The organism is Neobacillus sp. PS3-40, from assembly GCF_030915485.1.
In the GTDB taxonomy this organism is placed as follows: Bacteria; Bacillota; Bacilli; order Bacillales; family Cytobacillaceae; genus JAUZPL01.
Window position 1 is genome coordinate 951469 of record NZ_CP133266.1, and the last position, 17627, is coordinate 969095.

The following is a 17627-nucleotide window of genomic DNA, read 5'->3' on the forward strand; positions in this document are numbered from 1 at the left end:
AAGGATTTATTATGAAACGTATTATTGCTTTAATCATTTTATTAATTCCTGGATTTTTAGCAGCCCTCGGAATCAAATTAATGCGCGATATGACTTTTGGTATCCTTCAGTCACCGATTCCTTTCCTATGGCTGCAATTTCTAATCGGAATTTTCTTTTTTATTGGAGGCCTTGGTTTTGTTGCTGGGTTTATTTTGCACCATGATCGAAAAAAAAATAAAGTTCAATCAAAATTTTCGGAAAAAAAATAAGAGACCATTACAGTCTCTTTTCAATTTTCGATTTAATTTTTAGTGCTTTAATAGGATCATCAGTAATGATAGCCGAACAATTAATTTTAAAAAGGCGCTCCATGTCTTCAATTTTGTTTACTGTATATGGTCGCACTGATATCCCATATTGCATAGAAGTTTTTATCATTGCATCTGTCAATGTAGCAACATTTGGATGAATCCCCTTAGAACAAATGGATTGAGCATAAATCCAGGGCATATAAAGGCCTTCTGAATATAATGGAGCAGTTTCAATTTCTGGTGCGAGTCGGTAGCTATAAACAATGCTATAATGATTGAAAGAAGATAAAATAATTCGATCAGATAATTGATAGGTACGAATAAGTTGAATAATTTTTTCTTCCATTCCTTTATATGGGATCTTCCCATTTTTTAGCTCAATATTACATATTAGATTATTTGATTTCATCCATTCAAAAACTTCAATTAATGATGGAATAGGTTCCTTTTTTGCACCTATTTTATTTGCATTAAGATTTCGGATTTCTTTAAATGTAAAATCTTTTACAAATCCAGTACCACTTGTAGTTCGGTCCACTTTTTCATCATGGATTACTACTATCTCACCATCTTTTGTTAATTGAACATCAAGTTCAATCCCATCTGCTCCTACCTTTTCTGCTTCTAAGAATGAAGTCATTGTATTTTCAGGAAAAGCTAAAGAATATCCGCGGTGCGCAAAAATTTGTGTCATTTTTTCACTTCCTATTAATTATTTGGAGGAATAATAATGAAACCGTTACATATTTCAGCAGAAACAGCTAGTAAATTATCTGAAAAACTAAACATGCCAATTGAACATATCATGCATATGCCACAACCTATTCTTATTCAAAAATTGCAAGAACTTGAGAAAAATGATAAAGAAAACTCGCCGATTGGAGAGCCTCTTAGGGCGATGACAGAGGCGTAGTTGCACTTATGCGATTTAAATCTTGATTAATAATAAAGCGCTCGAAACATCCTTTAATGCATTAGCTAAGTTAAACTTTACTATTAGCTAAAAAATAATAACAATTTTACCTGTGTATAGATTTTTATCCCTTTCTTTTTTAAGCAGCCCTTTAAAATGGCTGCTTTTTCAATTGGTTAAATAATAGGATTTAATATGTATTAGATATATGATTTGTATCATAGTTTTAAAATGAACGGGACTAATTGGTAAAAGGGGGGGAAGATATGAACTTCCAGGGTAGTTTTCCTAATGACTCTCATTTGAAAAATTCTCCATTTTCATTTAAAGCAGAACAAAATACCCTATCTTCCCCTCAATCCATAAAAGTTTTGGTTGAAATTGCAAATTCAATGTTTGAATTCGATATAAGTAAAAAAATTAAAATGAACCCTAGAATTAACGAAGTACAGGATATTAACTGGTCAACATCACCAGTTGACTATCAGATAAATATTAATGCCAAAAAACTTTGGCTTTCTAGCAATCTCATCGCGGAAATTATCTATACGAAGATTACCGATCCAAGGGTATATAGTCAAACGATTACGATTCCATGGAAAAAGACATGTAATTTAGAATATAATTATCCGCCTATTGTTCCTCTAAGTAATAAAAAAAAACACTATGAATTTACACAACAACATCCTGACGATACTTCAAATGAACATTATGAACAAATAATTTATAATAATGACAAGCCGGTTTTAGAAATCGTTTCAACTAAAATTGTTACATCAAAAGATATTATAACCAATAAGTTTTCGTATCTCTTTTTAAATATAAACTGCGAAGTTTTTTTCCGTCTCTTTCAAAATCAAGTATTGCACATTAAATGAATGTAGAAAAGATCCATAACCATTTTGGATCTTTTCTTTTTTTAGCATTATATTAAGCTCCTTGTTGATATTGTCATTATGTTGATCGGAGTGGAAATCAACGGACAAGTTTAACAGAGTTTTTTCAAATAAAATCTAAAGAAACTTAAAATAAAGGGCTTTTGAACTAAGGAGTTCGTCCAAACGCAGCAGATTTATAGTCATATACTGGAAAGGAAATCAATATGAAAGGGAGAATATAGAATGTCATTCATTGGACCAAATCCGAATCAAAGAGATGGAAGTTGTTCACCTAAAAAAAGAATTGTTTCTTCATCAGTTCAACAGGAAGTTCCTAACACACCCAAAAAACCTCATGTAATCAATGCATTTCCTTTTATGAAAGTTCCAGTTGTTTTGGGAGAAACAACCGTTCAAATCGATCTCGACTCCACTATTGTATTCCCAGAACCAGTTTTAGAAATTAAACAAATTAAAAAGAACCTCAAAATAGTACAATGCCGTTTATTATTGCCAACTAATAAATTGTTCTTAAAAGGATTTATTCGAAAAAACATTCAATATGCAACACCTGTAGCAGGCGACCATGACTTTGTCACTTCCAATATTCACTCATTAACCATAGATGTCCCATTCCAAGTTGTCACTAGATTAGATTTCTTGGGCAGACCTGACTTTAAATCTAATCCACAAACAAGTGAATTCAAATTTTTTAATTCTGTACCACTACCACAGGGATTTCCTTCAAAGGAAAATTTACTTTCTGGAGATTTTTCAGAACATAACCAAATTAGTGAAGAAGTATTTAACGAACTTCCGTTTTGCGAATTACTTTCAAGTAAAATCATTGAATATGATGAAGCATTAAATAGGAAAATGGGAAATGTCAGAGGAGACTCTGGACAAATGATTAATGCTCCTTTTGAAGAAGGAACTTTTACTGAAGTAGAAGAAAAAATGGTAATAGAAATCACATTGAAAGTACTTCAAAATCAACAAGTTCATATGAGGGCTCCTGAAATGAACACTAAGAAAGATGAACATGAATACAATTTTGACAATGATTGTTTTTTTAATTAATTAGTTAAAATAACCCTGTGATTTTTGGCTCATTTTAGCTTTATGGAGTGTGAATCAGTTTTCATACACAGATGAGCCAAAAATCATTTAACATAAAAACCCAATAAACAAATAATTTATTGGGTAAGTGAGAATTATCTTATTAATATAAATAATTTCGAATAAGGATAGAAAATTTAATGATCTATTGATTAATCTTTTGCTTCTATTTTAAGAAGCCCTGTGTTCAAGCCGAAGTTTATCGGCAACCATCGCAATAAATTCACTATTTGTTGGCTTTGCTTTCGACATGCTTACCGTATAGCCGAATAGTGACGAAATCGAATCGATATTACCACGGCTCCATGCCACTTCAATTGCATGGCGGATTGCACGTTCAACACGGCTTGCAGTTGTGTTGTATTTTTTTGCTATATCAGGATATAGCACTTTTGTAATTGAACCTAGTAATTCAATGTCATTATAGACCATTGAAATGGCTTCCCGTAAATATAAATAACCTTTGATATGTGCAGGAACTCCAATTTCGTGGATAATGTTTGTAATACAAGCGTCAAGGTTCTTCGGTTTTTGGTCTATTTGTGGACGATAGCTTTGTGAAAAAGCTTTCCGCGTTACAGCACTACCTTTACTGCTTACTTGGCGGATATGGCTACAGAGGTCTTCCATATCAAACGGTTTAAGAATAAAATAGGATGCTCCAAGATCTACAGCTTTTTTTGTCACATCTTCCTGTCCAAAAGCAGTCAGCATAATAACATTCGGAAGCGAAGGTTTATTTAATTCACGTAGTCTTTCAAGTACTGCTAAGCCATCAAGATGTGGCATTATAATATCTAATACAAGTACATCAGGATCAACTTCCTCTAGCATCTCCAAACATTCTTGACCATTATGAGCAATCCCGGCTATTTCCATATCATCCTGGGATGAAATATAATCTCCTAATAAACTGACAAGTTCTCTGTTATCATCTACGATACATACTTTTATTTTATTCAACTTAAGTTTCCTCCTTAATTCCCTTTTCGATATAATCTCTATTTTCTATTCTAAATTACAAATTCGACAATGCAACAGAAATTCCTTTTAATTTTTTAATTTGTCTCAAATATATCACAAAATCCTTAATTTACTTCTATTTTCTCCTTCTTTCGACGAAATTCGCCGTATTCTATATTTTTGATTAGAATTTGTCGAAAAATCTTTATTCAAAGCAAACAAAATAGGCGAATATCGCCCATTTTGTTTGCTAAAGAGCTTTAAACACCCGCACTTTTTTTAGCTTGCTTTCTCTTTTGGCTTATCGTAAATATCTATCCCTGCTTCATCTAACATCCATTCAATATGAACTCCATAACCGGATGTTGGATCGTTAACAAAAACATGCGTCACAGCACCAATTAACTTTCCATTTTGAATAATTGGACTACCACTCATGCCCTGAACAATTCCACCCGTTTTTTGTAGTAGTTTTGGATCGGTAACCTTTATAACCATACCTTTGGTTGCCGGGAATTTTTGTGGTATCGTACTAACGATTTCTATATCGAACGCCTCAACCTTATCACTATCAACAACTGTCAATATTTTTGCGGGTCCTTCCTTAACTTGGCTTGACAGTGCAATTGGTAGTGGCTTATCCATCAATCCATTCTTAAGATCTATTTTTAATTTACCAAAGATCCCAAATGGGCTATTTTTTTGGATATTTCCAACAATTTCATGATCTGACGAAAAACGAGCAAGTTTCTCTCCAGGATCCCCGTTGCTTCCTTTCTCTATAGAAGTAACCGTGGAACGAACAATTTGCCCATCTTCTACAACAATTGGCATTTTAGTATCCATATCAGAAATAACATGCCCAAGAGCACCATACTTTTTGGACTCTGGATGTACAAATGTCATCGTTCCAATTCCTGCTGCAGAATCCCTTATATATAGACCAAGCTTATAAACATCTTCTCCTTTGTCCTTCAAGGGAGTAAGTTTAGTCATAATTTTACCACTTTCACGGCTAATCTTTATTCTTAATGCTTCTTTATTTTGTCCTGCAGTTTGAACAAACGGCGCTACATCAGACATTTCTTCAATTTTCGTATCATTAATTTCAGTAATAATATCACCAATTTTTATCCCTGCAATTTGACCAGGAGATTTTTTTCCTTCCTTTGTATCGACCAAGTGATGTCCAACAACCAATACTCCTACTGTGTTTAATTTTACGCCAATTGATTGTCCGCCTGGAATCACTTTAAAATCCTTAAGAACATGTACATCGACCTTTTTTACCGGTATCCCGGCATATTCCAACAGCATTTCATTTTGGCCTTGTTTTTTTGCTGCTAATGAAACAGAATGTTGTTCTTGTTTTAAAGAAACACTTTTATTGTGATATAGTAATGAGGCTGAAACCGGAACAGCCTTTTGTAATGTATAATCTTGTCCATTAAAAATGGTGACAGACTTGGGAATAGCAAGGTATTCTTGTAAGGGTTGAAAAAAAATTAAGCTAGTTAATGAAACAAGGAGAATTCCACCAATTATTTTTCTTAACATTTCTAACTTCAAAATTTTCACTCTCCTCGCTTCTACTCCAACATTGAAATGGCTACATATATAATTTTGCCTCGATAGCAGTCATTTATAACAACTATAAAATATAAAAAGCTACCCGGAATGGATAGCTTTTCAAGTTTTTAAATTTTTTTAGTTCAATTATGCCTCTGTCTTTGCCTTAAAGGGCTTGCTAATCGACGATTTTTCTTTATTTTCTTTGGCTAGCTGCAGTAATTCTTCCGCATGTTTTTTGGTTAAATCAGTGATTTCAACACCTGAAATCATTCTTCCAATTTCCCCGATTTTTTCTATTTCTGTTAATGAGGTTACAGAAGCTTTTGTCCTCCCACCTTTTGTTACTTTGGATATTAGCAGATGTGTATCTCCCATTGCTGCAACCTGAGGTAAATGAGAAATACAAAGCACCTGTGAATTGGTTGCAACCTTATAAATTTTTTCAGCAATCGCCTGCGCAACCCTACCGCTAACACCCGTATCTACCTCGTCAAAAATAATGGATGTTACTCCCTGATGTTTTGAGAAAATACTTTTTAATGCAAGCATGATTCTCGATAATTCACCACCAGAAGCTATTTTTGAAAGTGGCTTTAAAGGCTCGCCTGGATTTGTTGAAATATAAAATTCCACTTTATCATTGCCGTTTTTAGTAAAATGCCCAATAGGCTCAAAGCTAATTTGAAACACTGTTTTTGCCATATACAGTTCCTTTAATTCATTGTGAATCAGCTTTGTTAGTTTTTCAGCCCATTTTTTTCGAACATCAGTTAATTGCCTTGCTTCCAGATTTAAATCTTTTCTTAAAGATGACAATTCTTTTTCAAATTGATCTATATGTGTTTCTTTATTTTGTAATGTTTCAATTTCCTCTTCAATTTTTGCAGCATATTCTACTATTTCCGCAATAGTATGGCCATATTTTCGTTTTAATTGATTGATTTCGGTTAATCTTTCCTCAATTTCATTTAACCGATGCGGGTCATTTTCAAGAAGGTCCAAATCATTTCTCAATAACCTTGTCGCATCCTCTAGCATATAGAAGCTATTTGAAACCACCTCAAAAACGTCTTTGTATGCTGAATCTAGAGCTGCTGCATCCTCTAGATTTCCCATAACTAGGCTTATCCAGTCCAACCCTTTTTGCTCTCCTTGAAGACCACGATAACTCGATTGGATAGCTTCAAAAATTCTTTCGAAATTACTTAGTTTTCGCTTTTCTTCAATAAGCTCCTCATCTTCATTTAATTTTAAATTTGCAGTTTGAATTTCTTCAAATTGAAACTGAATTAAATCGAGGCGATGCGCTGTCTGTTGATCATTTTCCGTTAAATGTTTAAGCTTATGTAAGGTTTGTTCATAACGATGGAAGATTGTTTGATATTCCTGTAACGATGACGCAATTTCATTAATACCAAATTGATCTAACATTGATAAATGATGCGTCTCATCCATTAATTCCTGATGTTCATGTTGACCATGAATATCCATAAGTGTAGAGCCAATTTCACGAAGTGTTGAAATTGTAACAAGCTTTCCATTTATCCGACAAACACTTTTACCTATTCTGGAAATGTCTCGTCTTATTACAACCATTCCATCCTCAATTTCTATCCCAAATTCCAAGGCTTTTGAGAAACATGGATGATGGATATCATCTAATTGAAATAGCCCTTCAATCTCAGCTTTCTCCTCACCATGACGGACAAATTCTGCTGAACCTCTCCCACCTACTAGTAAATGGATTGCATCAATAATAATCGATTTTCCGGCCCCAGTCTCACCTGACAGGACAGTTAGGCCCTTTTCAAATGAGATTATAAGTGCTTCAATAATCGCAAAGTTTTTTATGGATAGTTCACTTAACAAGATTCATTCCCCCAGGTTAAAGCATTTCAAGAAAACGATTTGAAATAACTTCCGTATCTTCTGGTTTTCTACAAATAATTAAGATGGTATCATCCCCACAAATCGTCCCTAAAATTTCATCCCAATCCAAGTTATCAATCAATGCTCCAATCGCCATTGCATTTCCAGGCAAGCATTTTATGACCAACAGATGCCCAGCTGAATCAACCCTGACAAAAGCATCTATTAATGCTCTTTTTAGTTTCTGTAAAGGATTGAATCTTTGATCAGCTGGAAGGCTGTACTTGTATCGCCCATCCATTAAAGGAACTTTGACAAGATGTAACTCCTTAATATCACGTGATACAGTCGCTTGTGTTACATTAAAACCCGCATTTTTCAGCTCGTCAACAAGATCGTCCTGCGTTTCAATATCATTACTCGCTATTATGTCTCTAATTTTTATATGTCGTTGCCCTTTATTCATTACTTTCACCTCATAAGTGTTCAAAAAACATATGTATGCAAATGAACTACATGTCGCTTCTACCCTAATGTTAGCTGATTTTGTCGTTCTTGTACATTTATTATTATGTTTCATTATTATTAAAATTGCAAAAGGATAAGCATGTCTGCTTATCCTTCTGAATTATGGTTATTTTTTAATTCCCTATGGGATTCTTCTACGATCGATTCAGGGCTATAGCTAAGTTGATTTTCTCCGATTTCACGATCACCCTCCCAGCGGAGGTGTAGAAGGAACTCAATGTTTCCATCACCACCAGTTATTGGCGAATAAGAAAGATCCTTAACAAGATATCCTTGATTTACAGAAAGGTTAATAATTTTTATGATGACTTCAAGATGAATTTTTTTATCACGTATAATTCCTTTTTTCCCAACTTGTTCTCGACCCGCCTCGAATTGTGGCTTAACAAGTGCTACTATATCACTGCCTACAACTAATAAAGTTTTAAGCACAGGGAGAATTAAAGATAAGGAAATAAAGGAAACATCGATTGTTGCAAAATTTGGCATTTCGCCCGAGAGGTCTTTTATGGTCACATAACGGAAATTTGTTCTTTCCATTACGACCACTCGCTCGTCTTGACGTAGCTTCCATGCTAGCTGATTATACCCAACATCTAATGCATAGGACATTTTTGCACCGTTTTGCAAAGAACAATCAGTAAATCCACCAGTCGATGCCCCAATATCTAAGTGTACTTTATCTTTAACATCAAGATTAAATACTTTTAGAGCTTTTTCAAGTTTCAAGCCCCCTCGGCTAACGTAAGGAAGGACATTTCCCTTGATGGTAAGCGGAATTTCTTCACTTACCTTTTCACCCGGTTTATCAAGTCTTTGCTCATTGGTATAAACAAGACCCGCCATAACTGCCCGTTTTGCTTTTTCTCGCGTTTCAATTAATCCTCTTTCAACAAGTAAAACATCTACACGTTCTTTTCTCATTTTCATAATTTAAGCCCTTTGCTGTTTTTTACATGCAAGTATCATTAATCGTTTTACAACTTCATTTGTTGTTAAACCTATTTCTTCAAGTAGTAAATCTACATCACCGTGTTCAATAAACTGGTCTGGGATACCCATCCGATCAATTATATTCTGGTAAAACCCATTACTATGAGCAAATTCGAGGACGGCACTACCAAAACCGCCCTGCAAGACGGCTTCTTCAATTGTCAAAATAGGAATATTGTCTTGTAATACTTTTGTTAGCATTGTTTCATCTAACGGTTTTATAAACCTAGCATTAATTATCTTCACTGAAATCCCTTGTTTTTCCAAAAGATTCGCAGCTTCCATTGCCATTGGAATGGTCGTGCCAAAAGTCAAAATCGCTGCGTCTCTACCTTCTTTTAAGACTTCCCATGTTCCAATCGAAATGTTCCGAAATTTTTCATCCATCGGTACTCCAATACCATTCCCGCGCGGAAATCGCATTGCAATCGGACCATCCTCGTAATTTAACGCTGTGTAAACCATATGTTGCCCTTCATTTTCATCCTTTGGCATCATCAAAACAAGATTTGGAATATGCCTTAAAAAAGCTATATCAAAGACGCCTTGATGTGTCTCACCATCTGCACCAACCAAACCGGCCCGGTCAATTCCAATAAACACATTTAAATTTTGACGGCAAATATCATGAACCACCTGGTCATATGCCCTTTGCAGAAAAGTTGAATAGATAGCCAAAAATGGCTTCATATTTTGTGTTGCGAGGCCAGCAGCCATTGTTGCCGCATGCTGTTCTGCGATACCAACATCATACATTCTTTCAGGAAATTCACTTGCGAACCCTTCAAGTTTAGAACCAACTGGCATTGCAGGTGTTATTGCAACAATTCTATCATCTTGTCGCGCAAGTTTCCTTACCGTTTCGCTAACAAGACTACTCCATGCAGGCGGTGCAATTGCTGGTTTGACAAAAACACCCGTGTCCATTTTATATGGACCTGTTCCATGCCATGTACCTGTTTTATCACTTTCTGCTGGACGATACCCTTTTCCTTTTTTCGTAATGACATGAAGAAGGACGGGACCCTCCGTTTTCTTTGCATAGCTCAATTGTTCAAAAAGAGCCTCAAAATTGTGACCATCCACAGGACCTAAATAAGTAAATCCTAATTCTTCAAAAAACACACCTGATACAAGCAAATATTTCAAACTATCCTTTATTCTTTCCGCTGTAGCAGCTACTACTCCTCCAACAGCTGGAATCTTCTTCAATAAAACTTCAAGCTCATCTTTTGCCCATTGGTATTTCCCAGCAGTTCTAAGCCTTCCAAGAACATTGTGAAGGGCACCAACATTGGGTGCAATTGACATTTCATTATCATTTAAAACAACAATCATATCTTTTTTTTCATGACCAATATGATTCAAAGCCTCCAAAGCCATTCCACCTGTTAAAGCGCCATCACCAATAATAGGCACAATGAAAGAACTTTCCTTTTTTAAATCCCTAGCAATTGCCATTCCCATCGCTGCAGATAAGGAAGTGGAGCTATGACCTGTTTCCCATACATCATGCTCGCTTTCCGTGCGTTTAGGAAACCCGCATAACCCTTTAAATTGACGTAAGGTATCAAATTCACTGGCTCTGCCCGTTAAAATTTTATGGACATAGGATTGATGCCCTACATCCCAGATAAATTTATCCCGAGGACTATCAAAACATTTATGCAACGCAATGGTCAATTCAACTATTCCTAAATTTGGTCCAATATGGCCTCCGGTAACAGATAGCTTTTCAATTAAAAATTGGCGAATTTCTTTACTTACGTTCTCCAATTCCTTATTTGTCAGCCCTTTTAAAAAAGAAGGATTTTTTATTGATAACAGATCCATTTTTGGACCACTCACTTTCATACTTTTTCTCTCTAAATTCCCATGGAGAAATCTCCTATAATTGTAAATTCATTTAGTCTAAAGAAAACTCGTCGATTGGCGAGCCCCTAAGGGAATTATTACGCGCAGTTGCCCTTATGCACTAGCAGAAGTATGGATATAAATTCTGCTTAGCTAAAAAATAGCCGCTAACACAAACGTGATAACGGCAGTCCTAACGTTTTCTTCATTAAACACCATTATATCATAATTAAGTAATTGCCTCAAATACCCATTTTTAATGATCCCTAGCTGCAACCAAATCAGTGATTTCACTTAAAATATTTGTGTTTAAGTTTGTCAGTTTTAAGTATCGTTTAGCCTCTAAAATATGATTTTGAAGCGCATCCTTTGCACCATCCATTGTTAGAAGAAGTGGATATGTACTTTTATGGTTGATGGTATCACTTCCCACAGGTTTTCCGATGATCTCTTCATTACCTTCTAGATCGAGAATATCATCACGAATCTGGAAAGCAAGTCCAAGATGATGTGCAAAAGCCATTAAATTTGTTAATTCGGGCTCATTTGCCTCTGCTAAGAGTGCTCCAGCTTTGACATAATATCCTAAAATTTTACCTGTTTTGTGAATATGTATGTATTCTAATTCCTCTAGCGTCAAGTGCTTACCCTCACCAATCATATCGGCGACCTGTCCGCCAACCATGCCCTCAGTCCCGGCTGCTTTTGCCATTTCAATAACTAATTTAAGCTTAGTTTCAGGCGAGGCAAATTCATTTGGAGTAATCCCAACTACCTCAAAGCTGTACGTGAGAAGTGCATCCCCGGCCAAGACAGCAACGGCCTCACCAAACACTTTATGATTAGTGGGCTTACCCCTTCTTAGATCATCATCATCCATGCAAGGCAAGTCATCGTGAATTAATGAATAAGTATGAATCATTTCAATCGCACAGGCAGCAAGGAGACCACGCTTCGGATCAATCCCAAAAGCTACCATTGTTGCAAATAATAAGAGCGGACGAATTCGTTTTCCACCTGCTTCAAGCGAATATTGCATAGCTTCCTTAATAATGGGAGGCGCATCAGACTTGTTCACCAAATTCCGAAGTTCTGCTTCTACTAGTTGCTTATACTCTTTTGAAAATGAATCAAGAAACCTGGTTTCCAAAATCTATTCCTCCTCAGCAATTGAAAAACTCTCCGTACGACCATCCTCTGTAATAATTTGCGCTAATTGTGCTTCGACATTTTTTAATTTATCATGGCAAAGCTTAGAAAGTTCCATACCATCTTTATAAATAGCGATCGCTTCTTCAAGTGGGACGTCACCCTCCTCAAGACGTTCAACAATTTTTTCCAGTTGACTCATCGCATCTTCAAAGGATAATTGTTTTTCTTCTGCCATGCTATTCACCCTCCTTTATATCCTTTACCTTGCACATTAGAGTTCCATCAGTTAAATTAATTTGAATTGAATCATTTTCTTTTACTTGTCTTGTACTTTTAAGAAGTTTGTTCGCTTTAGTATAAACTAAGCTATAACCCCGCTCCATAATTTTCAAAGGGCTCAAAGCATGCAATGTGGAATTTATTTTGTCATGTTCAGATTGTTTTTTTTCTAAAATTTGCAGCATTGCCCGGTTGATTTGCTTTTGGGAACGTTCAAATTGATCCTCTGACTTTTGTAGAAGATGGCTAGGATGGTTTCGGTACAAACGTTTCATAAGGTTTTCCTGTTCGTTCCCTTTTACTGTCGATAACCGCCAAGTGCCTCTAATAAGTCTCTCTGTTAATTTATCAGTTTGTTCAAGCTTCTGTTCATATAAACGTTCAGGATAACGAAATGCATAAGATTTTTTCAAACGGTCAAGATGCTGACTTTCGAATCGAAGTCTTTCTTTCATGGCACGGAGAAGTCTGGTTTGTCGTTGTAACACTCTTTCCATTAACTCATCAATATGTGGAACGGCAAGTTCTGCTGCCCCTGTAGGAGTGGGCGCTCTTAAGTCAGCCACAAAGTCAGCAATTGTAAAATCAGTTTCGTGTCCGACAGCAGAAATAATCGGAATTTCCGAAGAAAATATTGCTTTAGCGACTATTTCTTCGTTAAATGCCCATAACTCCTCTATCGATCCTCCACCACGACCCACTATTAGAACATCAATATCATTCATGTTATTGGCTTTTTCAATCGCATGAACAATGGAAGGCGCAGCCTGTTCACCTTGAACTAATGCTGGAAAGACAAGGACTTTAGCAATTGGAAATCGTCTTTTTATCGTCGTTATAATATCCCTAATTGCAGCACCAGTTGGTGAGGTAATCACACCGACTGTTTTTGGGAACAACGGTATCGCTTTTTTATATTCCATGGCAAATAAGCCCTCAAGCTCGAGCCTCTTTTTTAATTGCTCATATGCTAGATACAAATCCCCAATTCCATCAGGGCGCATTTCTTTCGCATATATTTGATATTGCCCACTCGGTTCATAGACAGAAATTTCTCCCCTTAAAATTACCTTCATACCATTTTCAGGCAAAAACTTCATTGTTCTAGAATGACTCGCAAACATTACTGCTAGAATACGCGCTTTTTCATCTTTTAAAGTAAAATACATATGTCCGCTAGAATGCTGCTTAAAATTTGAAATCTCCCCTTTTACAAAAATATCTTGTAAATGGGGGTCAACATCAAATTTTCTTTTTATGTATTTTGTCAAAGCATGAACGGTTAAATATTTTTGTTCAAGCATAACATACTCCTTTTTGAATCCTGTTTCCGTATCTTTTAGACCAATAAGATTATGAAAGCTGTTGTTTCACCTTTGAAAGTAAACCATTAATAAATTTGCTTGATTGATCATCACCATAAATTTTAGCAATTTCAATTGCCTCGTCTAATACCACGTTCTCCGGTACCTCATCATTCAAAAATTTTAATTCATAAATGGCTAATCGCAGCAAATTTCGATCAACTGTTGCAAGACGCTCCAATGACCATTTTTCAAGGTTTTTCTTAATTAGTTGGTCAATTTCACTTTTTTCCTTCACAACACCCAAAACAAGCTTTGTTAAATAATCATCATTTGCTTCTCCTTCTAAAACATGTTCCATAGCAGAAGATGGAGTGACATCACTGACATCAATTTGAAAAAGGGCTTGCAATGCTTTTTCTCTTGCTGTTCTTCTTTTCATTATACCTTTAACTCCTTTATATCTCAGAATGAATTTTTGTCCAAATTGCAACAGGAAAAAAACTTATTAAGATTTTTAACTTTACCATGATACTTGAGTACATAGAAAGATAATAGCATAACTAAGATTGATTCGCACTGTGCGTTACATTTTATTTAAAGAAACTCGCTGATTGGTGACGTTGACAGAAGCGTAGTTTCCCTTTTACGGGAGCAGAATTTATGGATATAAATTCTGATTAGATAAAAAAACCAAAGGATAAAACATCCTCTGGCTTCATGTTAGATTTCCTGTTCAATTTCCGGTTCATTCTTCCCAGTTTCAAACTGTATACCAACAATATGAATATTAATTTCTTCTGTTTCTAATGCTGTCATATTTAGCAGTGTTTGCCTAATATTATCTTGAACTTTTTGAGCAACAGTTGGAATAGAAACACCAAACTTCATTACACAAAAAACATCTACCTTAATTCCTAATTCTGAAAGCTCGACTTTTACGCCCTTACCATGATTTTTTTTCCCTAAGCGTTCCACAACACCAGTTGCAAAATTACCACGCATTTGTGCAACACCATCTACTTCAGAAGCAGCAATGCCTGCAATAACTTCAATCACTTCAGGGGCTATTTCGACTTTCCCACGCCCACTGTTTTCTGGATTCATTTCTAAAAGACCATTATCTTCCATTATTTACACCTCCAGAATTTACAACTAAGATTTCATTACATCATACAATTCAAGGAACTTCGTATTAAATTGTCCTTCCACAAATTGCTCATGTTCAAGAAGTTTTAAATGAAACGGAATGGTGGTATGAATTCCTTCAATCACAAATTCACTTAAAGCCCGTTTCATACGGGAAATAGCTTCTTCCCTACTGCTTCCGTATGTGATAACTTTCGCAATCATGGAATCGTAATAAGGTGGAATCGTATATCCAGGATATGCAGCTGAATCAATTCGAACACCTAATCCTCCTGGTGGCAAATACATTTTGATTTTGCCTGGAGAAGGCATGAATTTCTTTTCAGGATTTTCAGCATTAATGCGGCATTCGATTGCCCAGCCAGTAAATGTTACGTCTTCTTGGGAATACAAGAGCATTTCACCTGAAGCAACTCTAATTTGTTCCTTAATTAGGTCTATTCCTGTAACCATCTCCGTTACTGGGTGCTCCACTTGAATTCTAGTATTCATTTCCATAAAGTAGAACTTGCGAGCACGGTAATCATATATAAATTCTACCGTACCAGCACCTGAATAATCAACTGCTTTTGCTGCTTTTACAGCCGCAATACCCATTTCTTCGCGCATATCTTCATCCAATGCTGGAGAAGGAGTTTCTTCTAACAGTTTCTGAAGTCTACGTTGGATTGAACAGTCTCGTTCACCTAAGTGAACTGTGTTACCATACGAATCTCCGAGTACTTGTATTTCTACATGTCGGAAATCTTCGATATATTTTTCAATATAAACACCTGGGTTTCCAAAGGCAGTCATCGCTTCCTGCTGTGTAATATTGATCCCCTTAATTAGCTCTTGTTCATTTCTTGCTACACGAATTCCTTTTCCGCCACCACCAGCTGTTGCCTTAATAATGACTGGATAACCAAGTTCATTCGAGAGTTCCAATGCTTCTTCAACATCTTTAATGATTCCCGTCGAGCCTGGGACAATTGGTACCCCAGCCTCTCGCATTGTTTCTCTTGCGATATCTTTGGTGCCCATTCTTATAATGGCTTCCGGACTTGGACCTACAAATGTAATATTACATTCGCGGCATAATTCCGCAAAATCAGCATTTTCTGCTAAGAAACCGTAACCTGGATGGATTGCATCACAACCGGTTAGAGTAGCTACACTAATAATATTTGTAACATTTAAATAACTATCTTTGGATGAAGTAGGGCCAATACAATATGCTTCATCTGCAAGCTGAACATGTAGTGCCTCTCGGTCTGCTTCAGAAAAAACAGCCACAGACTCAATGCCCATTTCGCGACAAGCACGAATAACCCTAACAGCAATTTCACCCCTGTTTGCAATTAACAGTTTTCTTATCATCCTGTTATCGCCCCTTACTCAGACTTTACTAAAAATAATGGTTGCCCATATTCAACTAATTGGCCATTTTTAACTAATATCTCTACAATTTCGCCATTTACTTCTGATTCAATTTCGTTAAATAACTTCATTGCTTCAACAATACATACAATCGAATCTTTGGATACCTTTGATCCTGCTTTCACATATGCATCTACATCTGGAGATGGAGCAGAATAAAATGTTCCAACCATTGGTGAAGTAATTTTATGTAGATTCGCAGCTTCTGCATCATTTGTAGCCACTGATGCTGGTTCCTGAATAACTTCCTGTTTCAAAGCCACAGGTGCTGTCTCTGGTGTTGGTACACTAACTGTAATCGGTGCTGCAACTTTGGTTACTGGTTGAACAGGTGTTACGGCCGATTGAACATTCCTCTTCATTTGAATCTTAGAACCCTCATGTTCATAAAGAAATTCATCAATGCTAGACTGATCCACAAGTTTTATTAATTCTCTAATTTCTTGCACTTTTAACATTTTATTACACCCCTTATACCACAGAATTGAGAGTAGCTACTATTACTATACGATAATACCTTATAAAAGTTCAATAATGTTATTTCAACTCTTTTTGCAAGCACCTAAAAAACCAACACCCTACTTCTTTATTTACTTTGGTAAAAAAGTGATATGCATCTACCATTATTTTTTAATAAGATGTAATTAAATCAAAAAAGAAAGCAAATTGTCAATGCTTTCTTTCTTTTAAGAGTCCTTGCTAAATTATATTGTTGTTAAAACGATTGTCAAGCTTTGGCATCCGATTAGCAGTGCCTAAGCTTATTCTTATTTTGAAGGTTGGAATTCCACTGCAACGAAGTTTGTGTCAATTTCCTTTTTAACAAGTTGGATAATATCATTTGCAGCTGTTGCGGAATGTTTTTTCTTCGATTTTACTGTAATATTTACTTTACCAGCATCTGCTCTTACAAGTGCATCTTCATATCCCAAGGTTTTAATTAATGTTTCAAGTACTTCTTCCTTTTGTGCGGTTTCACTTAATTTTTGCATTTGATCATATGCCTCACTACGTTTGTCAGCAGGAAGATCTGTTGATGCAACTTGTGCTTGTAAATCTTCTTTCTGTTGACTACGTTGATCTTCTAATTGTAACCTTAGGGCATCAAACGTATCATCACTAACTTGGGAAACAATTGTTTTTCCACTTTTATCAACTGTTTTTTTCGCAGCCTGTGCCTGTTTGCTATCTAATTGATCCTTTGCATTTTGCTGCACTGCTGTAATGTCATTTCCTTTTTGCTCTGGTGATGTAATATAATATACCGATAATACAACTACTAAACTTAACATTGTTAATAACCACACTGTTTGTTTTTTCAATAGCATTTTCAAAATCCCCC

General features: G+C 35.8%; 19 protein-coding genes. 4 read left to right on the forward strand and 15 right to left on the reverse strand.

Features of this window, described 5'->3' with window-relative positions; genetic code table 11:
- Window positions 1–11 precede the first annotated feature (11 nt).
- Window positions 12–251: a DUF2627 domain-containing protein gene (locus RCG20_RS04825; protein WP_308183111.1), complete on the forward strand. Its 240-nt coding sequence runs from the start codon at window positions 12–14 to the stop codon at window positions 249–251.
- Between the two features lie 7 nt (window positions 252–258).
- Here RCG20_RS04825 and RCG20_RS04830 read toward each other — a convergent pair whose 3' ends face one another.
- Entirely contained in the window at window positions 259–987 is a 729-nt protein-coding gene (locus tag RCG20_RS04830) for a glycerophosphodiester phosphodiesterase (RefSeq protein ID WP_308183112.1), read from the reverse strand.
- 36 nt (window positions 988–1023) lie between these two features.
- Here RCG20_RS04830 and RCG20_RS04835 point away from each other — a divergent pair, with 36 nt between their 5' ends.
- The 3 genes from RCG20_RS04835 (at window position 1024) to RCG20_RS04845 (ending at window position 3164) form a co-directional block, all read left to right on the forward strand.
- Window positions 1024–1206: a YycC family protein gene (locus tag RCG20_RS04835; RefSeq protein ID WP_308183113.1), complete on the forward strand. Its 183-nt coding sequence runs from the start codon at window positions 1024–1026 to the stop codon at window positions 1204–1206.
- 266 nt (window positions 1207–1472) lie between these two features.
- Complete coding sequence (locus tag RCG20_RS04840; protein WP_308183114.1) at window positions 1473–2084, forward strand: hypothetical protein; 612 nt, start codon at window positions 1473–1475, stop codon at window positions 2082–2084.
- 243 nt (window positions 2085–2327) lie between these two features.
- Window positions 2328–3164 carry a CsxC family protein gene (locus RCG20_RS04845; protein ID WP_308183115.1) on the forward strand — a complete coding sequence of 279 codons (837 nt, stop codon included), beginning with the start codon at window positions 2328–2330 and terminating at the stop codon, window positions 3162–3164.
- Window positions 3165–3374: 210 nt separating this feature from the next.
- On the opposite strand, the gene spo0A is transcribed toward RCG20_RS04845, so the two are convergent.
- The 14 genes from spo0A to RCG20_RS04915 form a co-directional block, all read right to left on the reverse strand.
- Window positions 3375–4166 carry a sporulation transcription factor Spo0A gene (gene spo0A, locus RCG20_RS04850; RefSeq protein ID WP_308183116.1) on the reverse strand — a complete coding sequence of 264 codons (792 nt, stop codon included), beginning with the start codon at window positions 4164–4166 and terminating at the stop codon, window positions 3375–3377.
- 279 nt (window positions 4167–4445) lie between these two features.
- Window positions 4446–5744 carry a SpoIVB peptidase gene (gene spoIVB / locus RCG20_RS04855; protein ID WP_374120510.1) on the reverse strand — a complete coding sequence of 433 codons (1299 nt, stop codon included), beginning with the start codon at window positions 5742–5744 and terminating at the stop codon, window positions 4446–4448.
- A gap of 138 nt (window positions 5745–5882) precedes the next feature.
- Window positions 5883–7607 (reverse strand): DNA repair protein RecN, encoded by a 1725-nt coding sequence (gene recN, locus RCG20_RS04860; RefSeq protein WP_308183118.1) that lies wholly within the window; start codon window positions 7605–7607, stop codon window positions 5883–5885.
- A 16-nt stretch (window positions 7608–7623) separates the two neighbouring features.
- Complete coding sequence (gene ahrC, locus RCG20_RS04865; RefSeq protein WP_308183119.1) at window positions 7624–8073, reverse strand: transcriptional regulator AhrC/ArgR; 450 nt, start codon at window positions 8071–8073, stop codon at window positions 7624–7626.
- Between the two features lie 149 nt (window positions 8074–8222).
- A complete protein-coding gene (locus RCG20_RS04870) occupies window positions 8223–9065 on the reverse strand; it encodes a TlyA family RNA methyltransferase (protein ID WP_308183120.1) in 843 nt (280 codons plus the stop codon).
- 3 nt (window positions 9066–9068) lie between these two features.
- Window positions 9069–10961, reverse strand: coding sequence for a 1-deoxy-D-xylulose-5-phosphate synthase (gene dxs, locus RCG20_RS04875; protein ID WP_308184290.1), 1893 nt, complete (start codon window positions 10959–10961; stop codon window positions 9069–9071).
- Between the two features lie 277 nt (window positions 10962–11238).
- Window positions 11239–12132, reverse strand: a complete 894-nt coding sequence (locus RCG20_RS04880; RefSeq protein WP_308183121.1) for a polyprenyl synthetase family protein — start codon at window positions 12130–12132, stop codon at window positions 11239–11241.
- Between the two features lie 3 nt (window positions 12133–12135).
- The gene (locus tag RCG20_RS04885) at window positions 12136–12369 is read right to left on the reverse strand and encodes an exodeoxyribonuclease VII small subunit (protein ID WP_308183122.1); all 234 of its coding nucleotides are present in this window, start codon (window positions 12367–12369) and stop codon (window positions 12136–12138) included.
- Between the two features lies 1 nt (window position 12370).
- Complete coding sequence (xseA, locus tag RCG20_RS04890) at window positions 12371–13717, reverse strand: exodeoxyribonuclease VII large subunit (protein ID WP_308183123.1); 1347 nt, start codon at window positions 13715–13717, stop codon at window positions 12371–12373.
- A gap of 49 nt (window positions 13718–13766) precedes the next feature.
- The gene (nusB, locus tag RCG20_RS04895) at window positions 13767–14159 is read right to left on the reverse strand and encodes a transcription antitermination factor NusB (RefSeq protein WP_308183124.1); all 393 of its coding nucleotides are present in this window, start codon (window positions 14157–14159) and stop codon (window positions 13767–13769) included.
- 281 nt (window positions 14160–14440) lie between these two features.
- Entirely contained in the window at window positions 14441–14848 is a 408-nt protein-coding gene (locus RCG20_RS04900) for an Asp23/Gls24 family envelope stress response protein (protein ID WP_308183125.1), read from the reverse strand.
- A gap of 24 nt (window positions 14849–14872) precedes the next feature.
- Window positions 14873–16225 carry an acetyl-CoA carboxylase biotin carboxylase subunit gene (gene accC, locus RCG20_RS04905; protein ID WP_308183126.1) on the reverse strand — a complete coding sequence of 451 codons (1353 nt, stop codon included), beginning with the start codon at window positions 16223–16225 and terminating at the stop codon, window positions 14873–14875.
- Between the two features lie 14 nt (window positions 16226–16239).
- On the reverse strand, window positions 16240–16743 hold the full coding sequence (accB, locus tag RCG20_RS04910; RefSeq protein WP_308183127.1) for an acetyl-CoA carboxylase biotin carboxyl carrier protein: 504 nt from the start codon (window positions 16741–16743) through the stop codon (window positions 16240–16242).
- Between the two features lie 309 nt (window positions 16744–17052).
- Window positions 17053–17613, reverse strand: coding sequence for a SpoIIIAH-like family protein (locus RCG20_RS04915; RefSeq protein WP_308183128.1), 561 nt, complete (start codon window positions 17611–17613; stop codon window positions 17053–17055).
- Window positions 17614–17627: the final 14 nt, after the last annotated feature.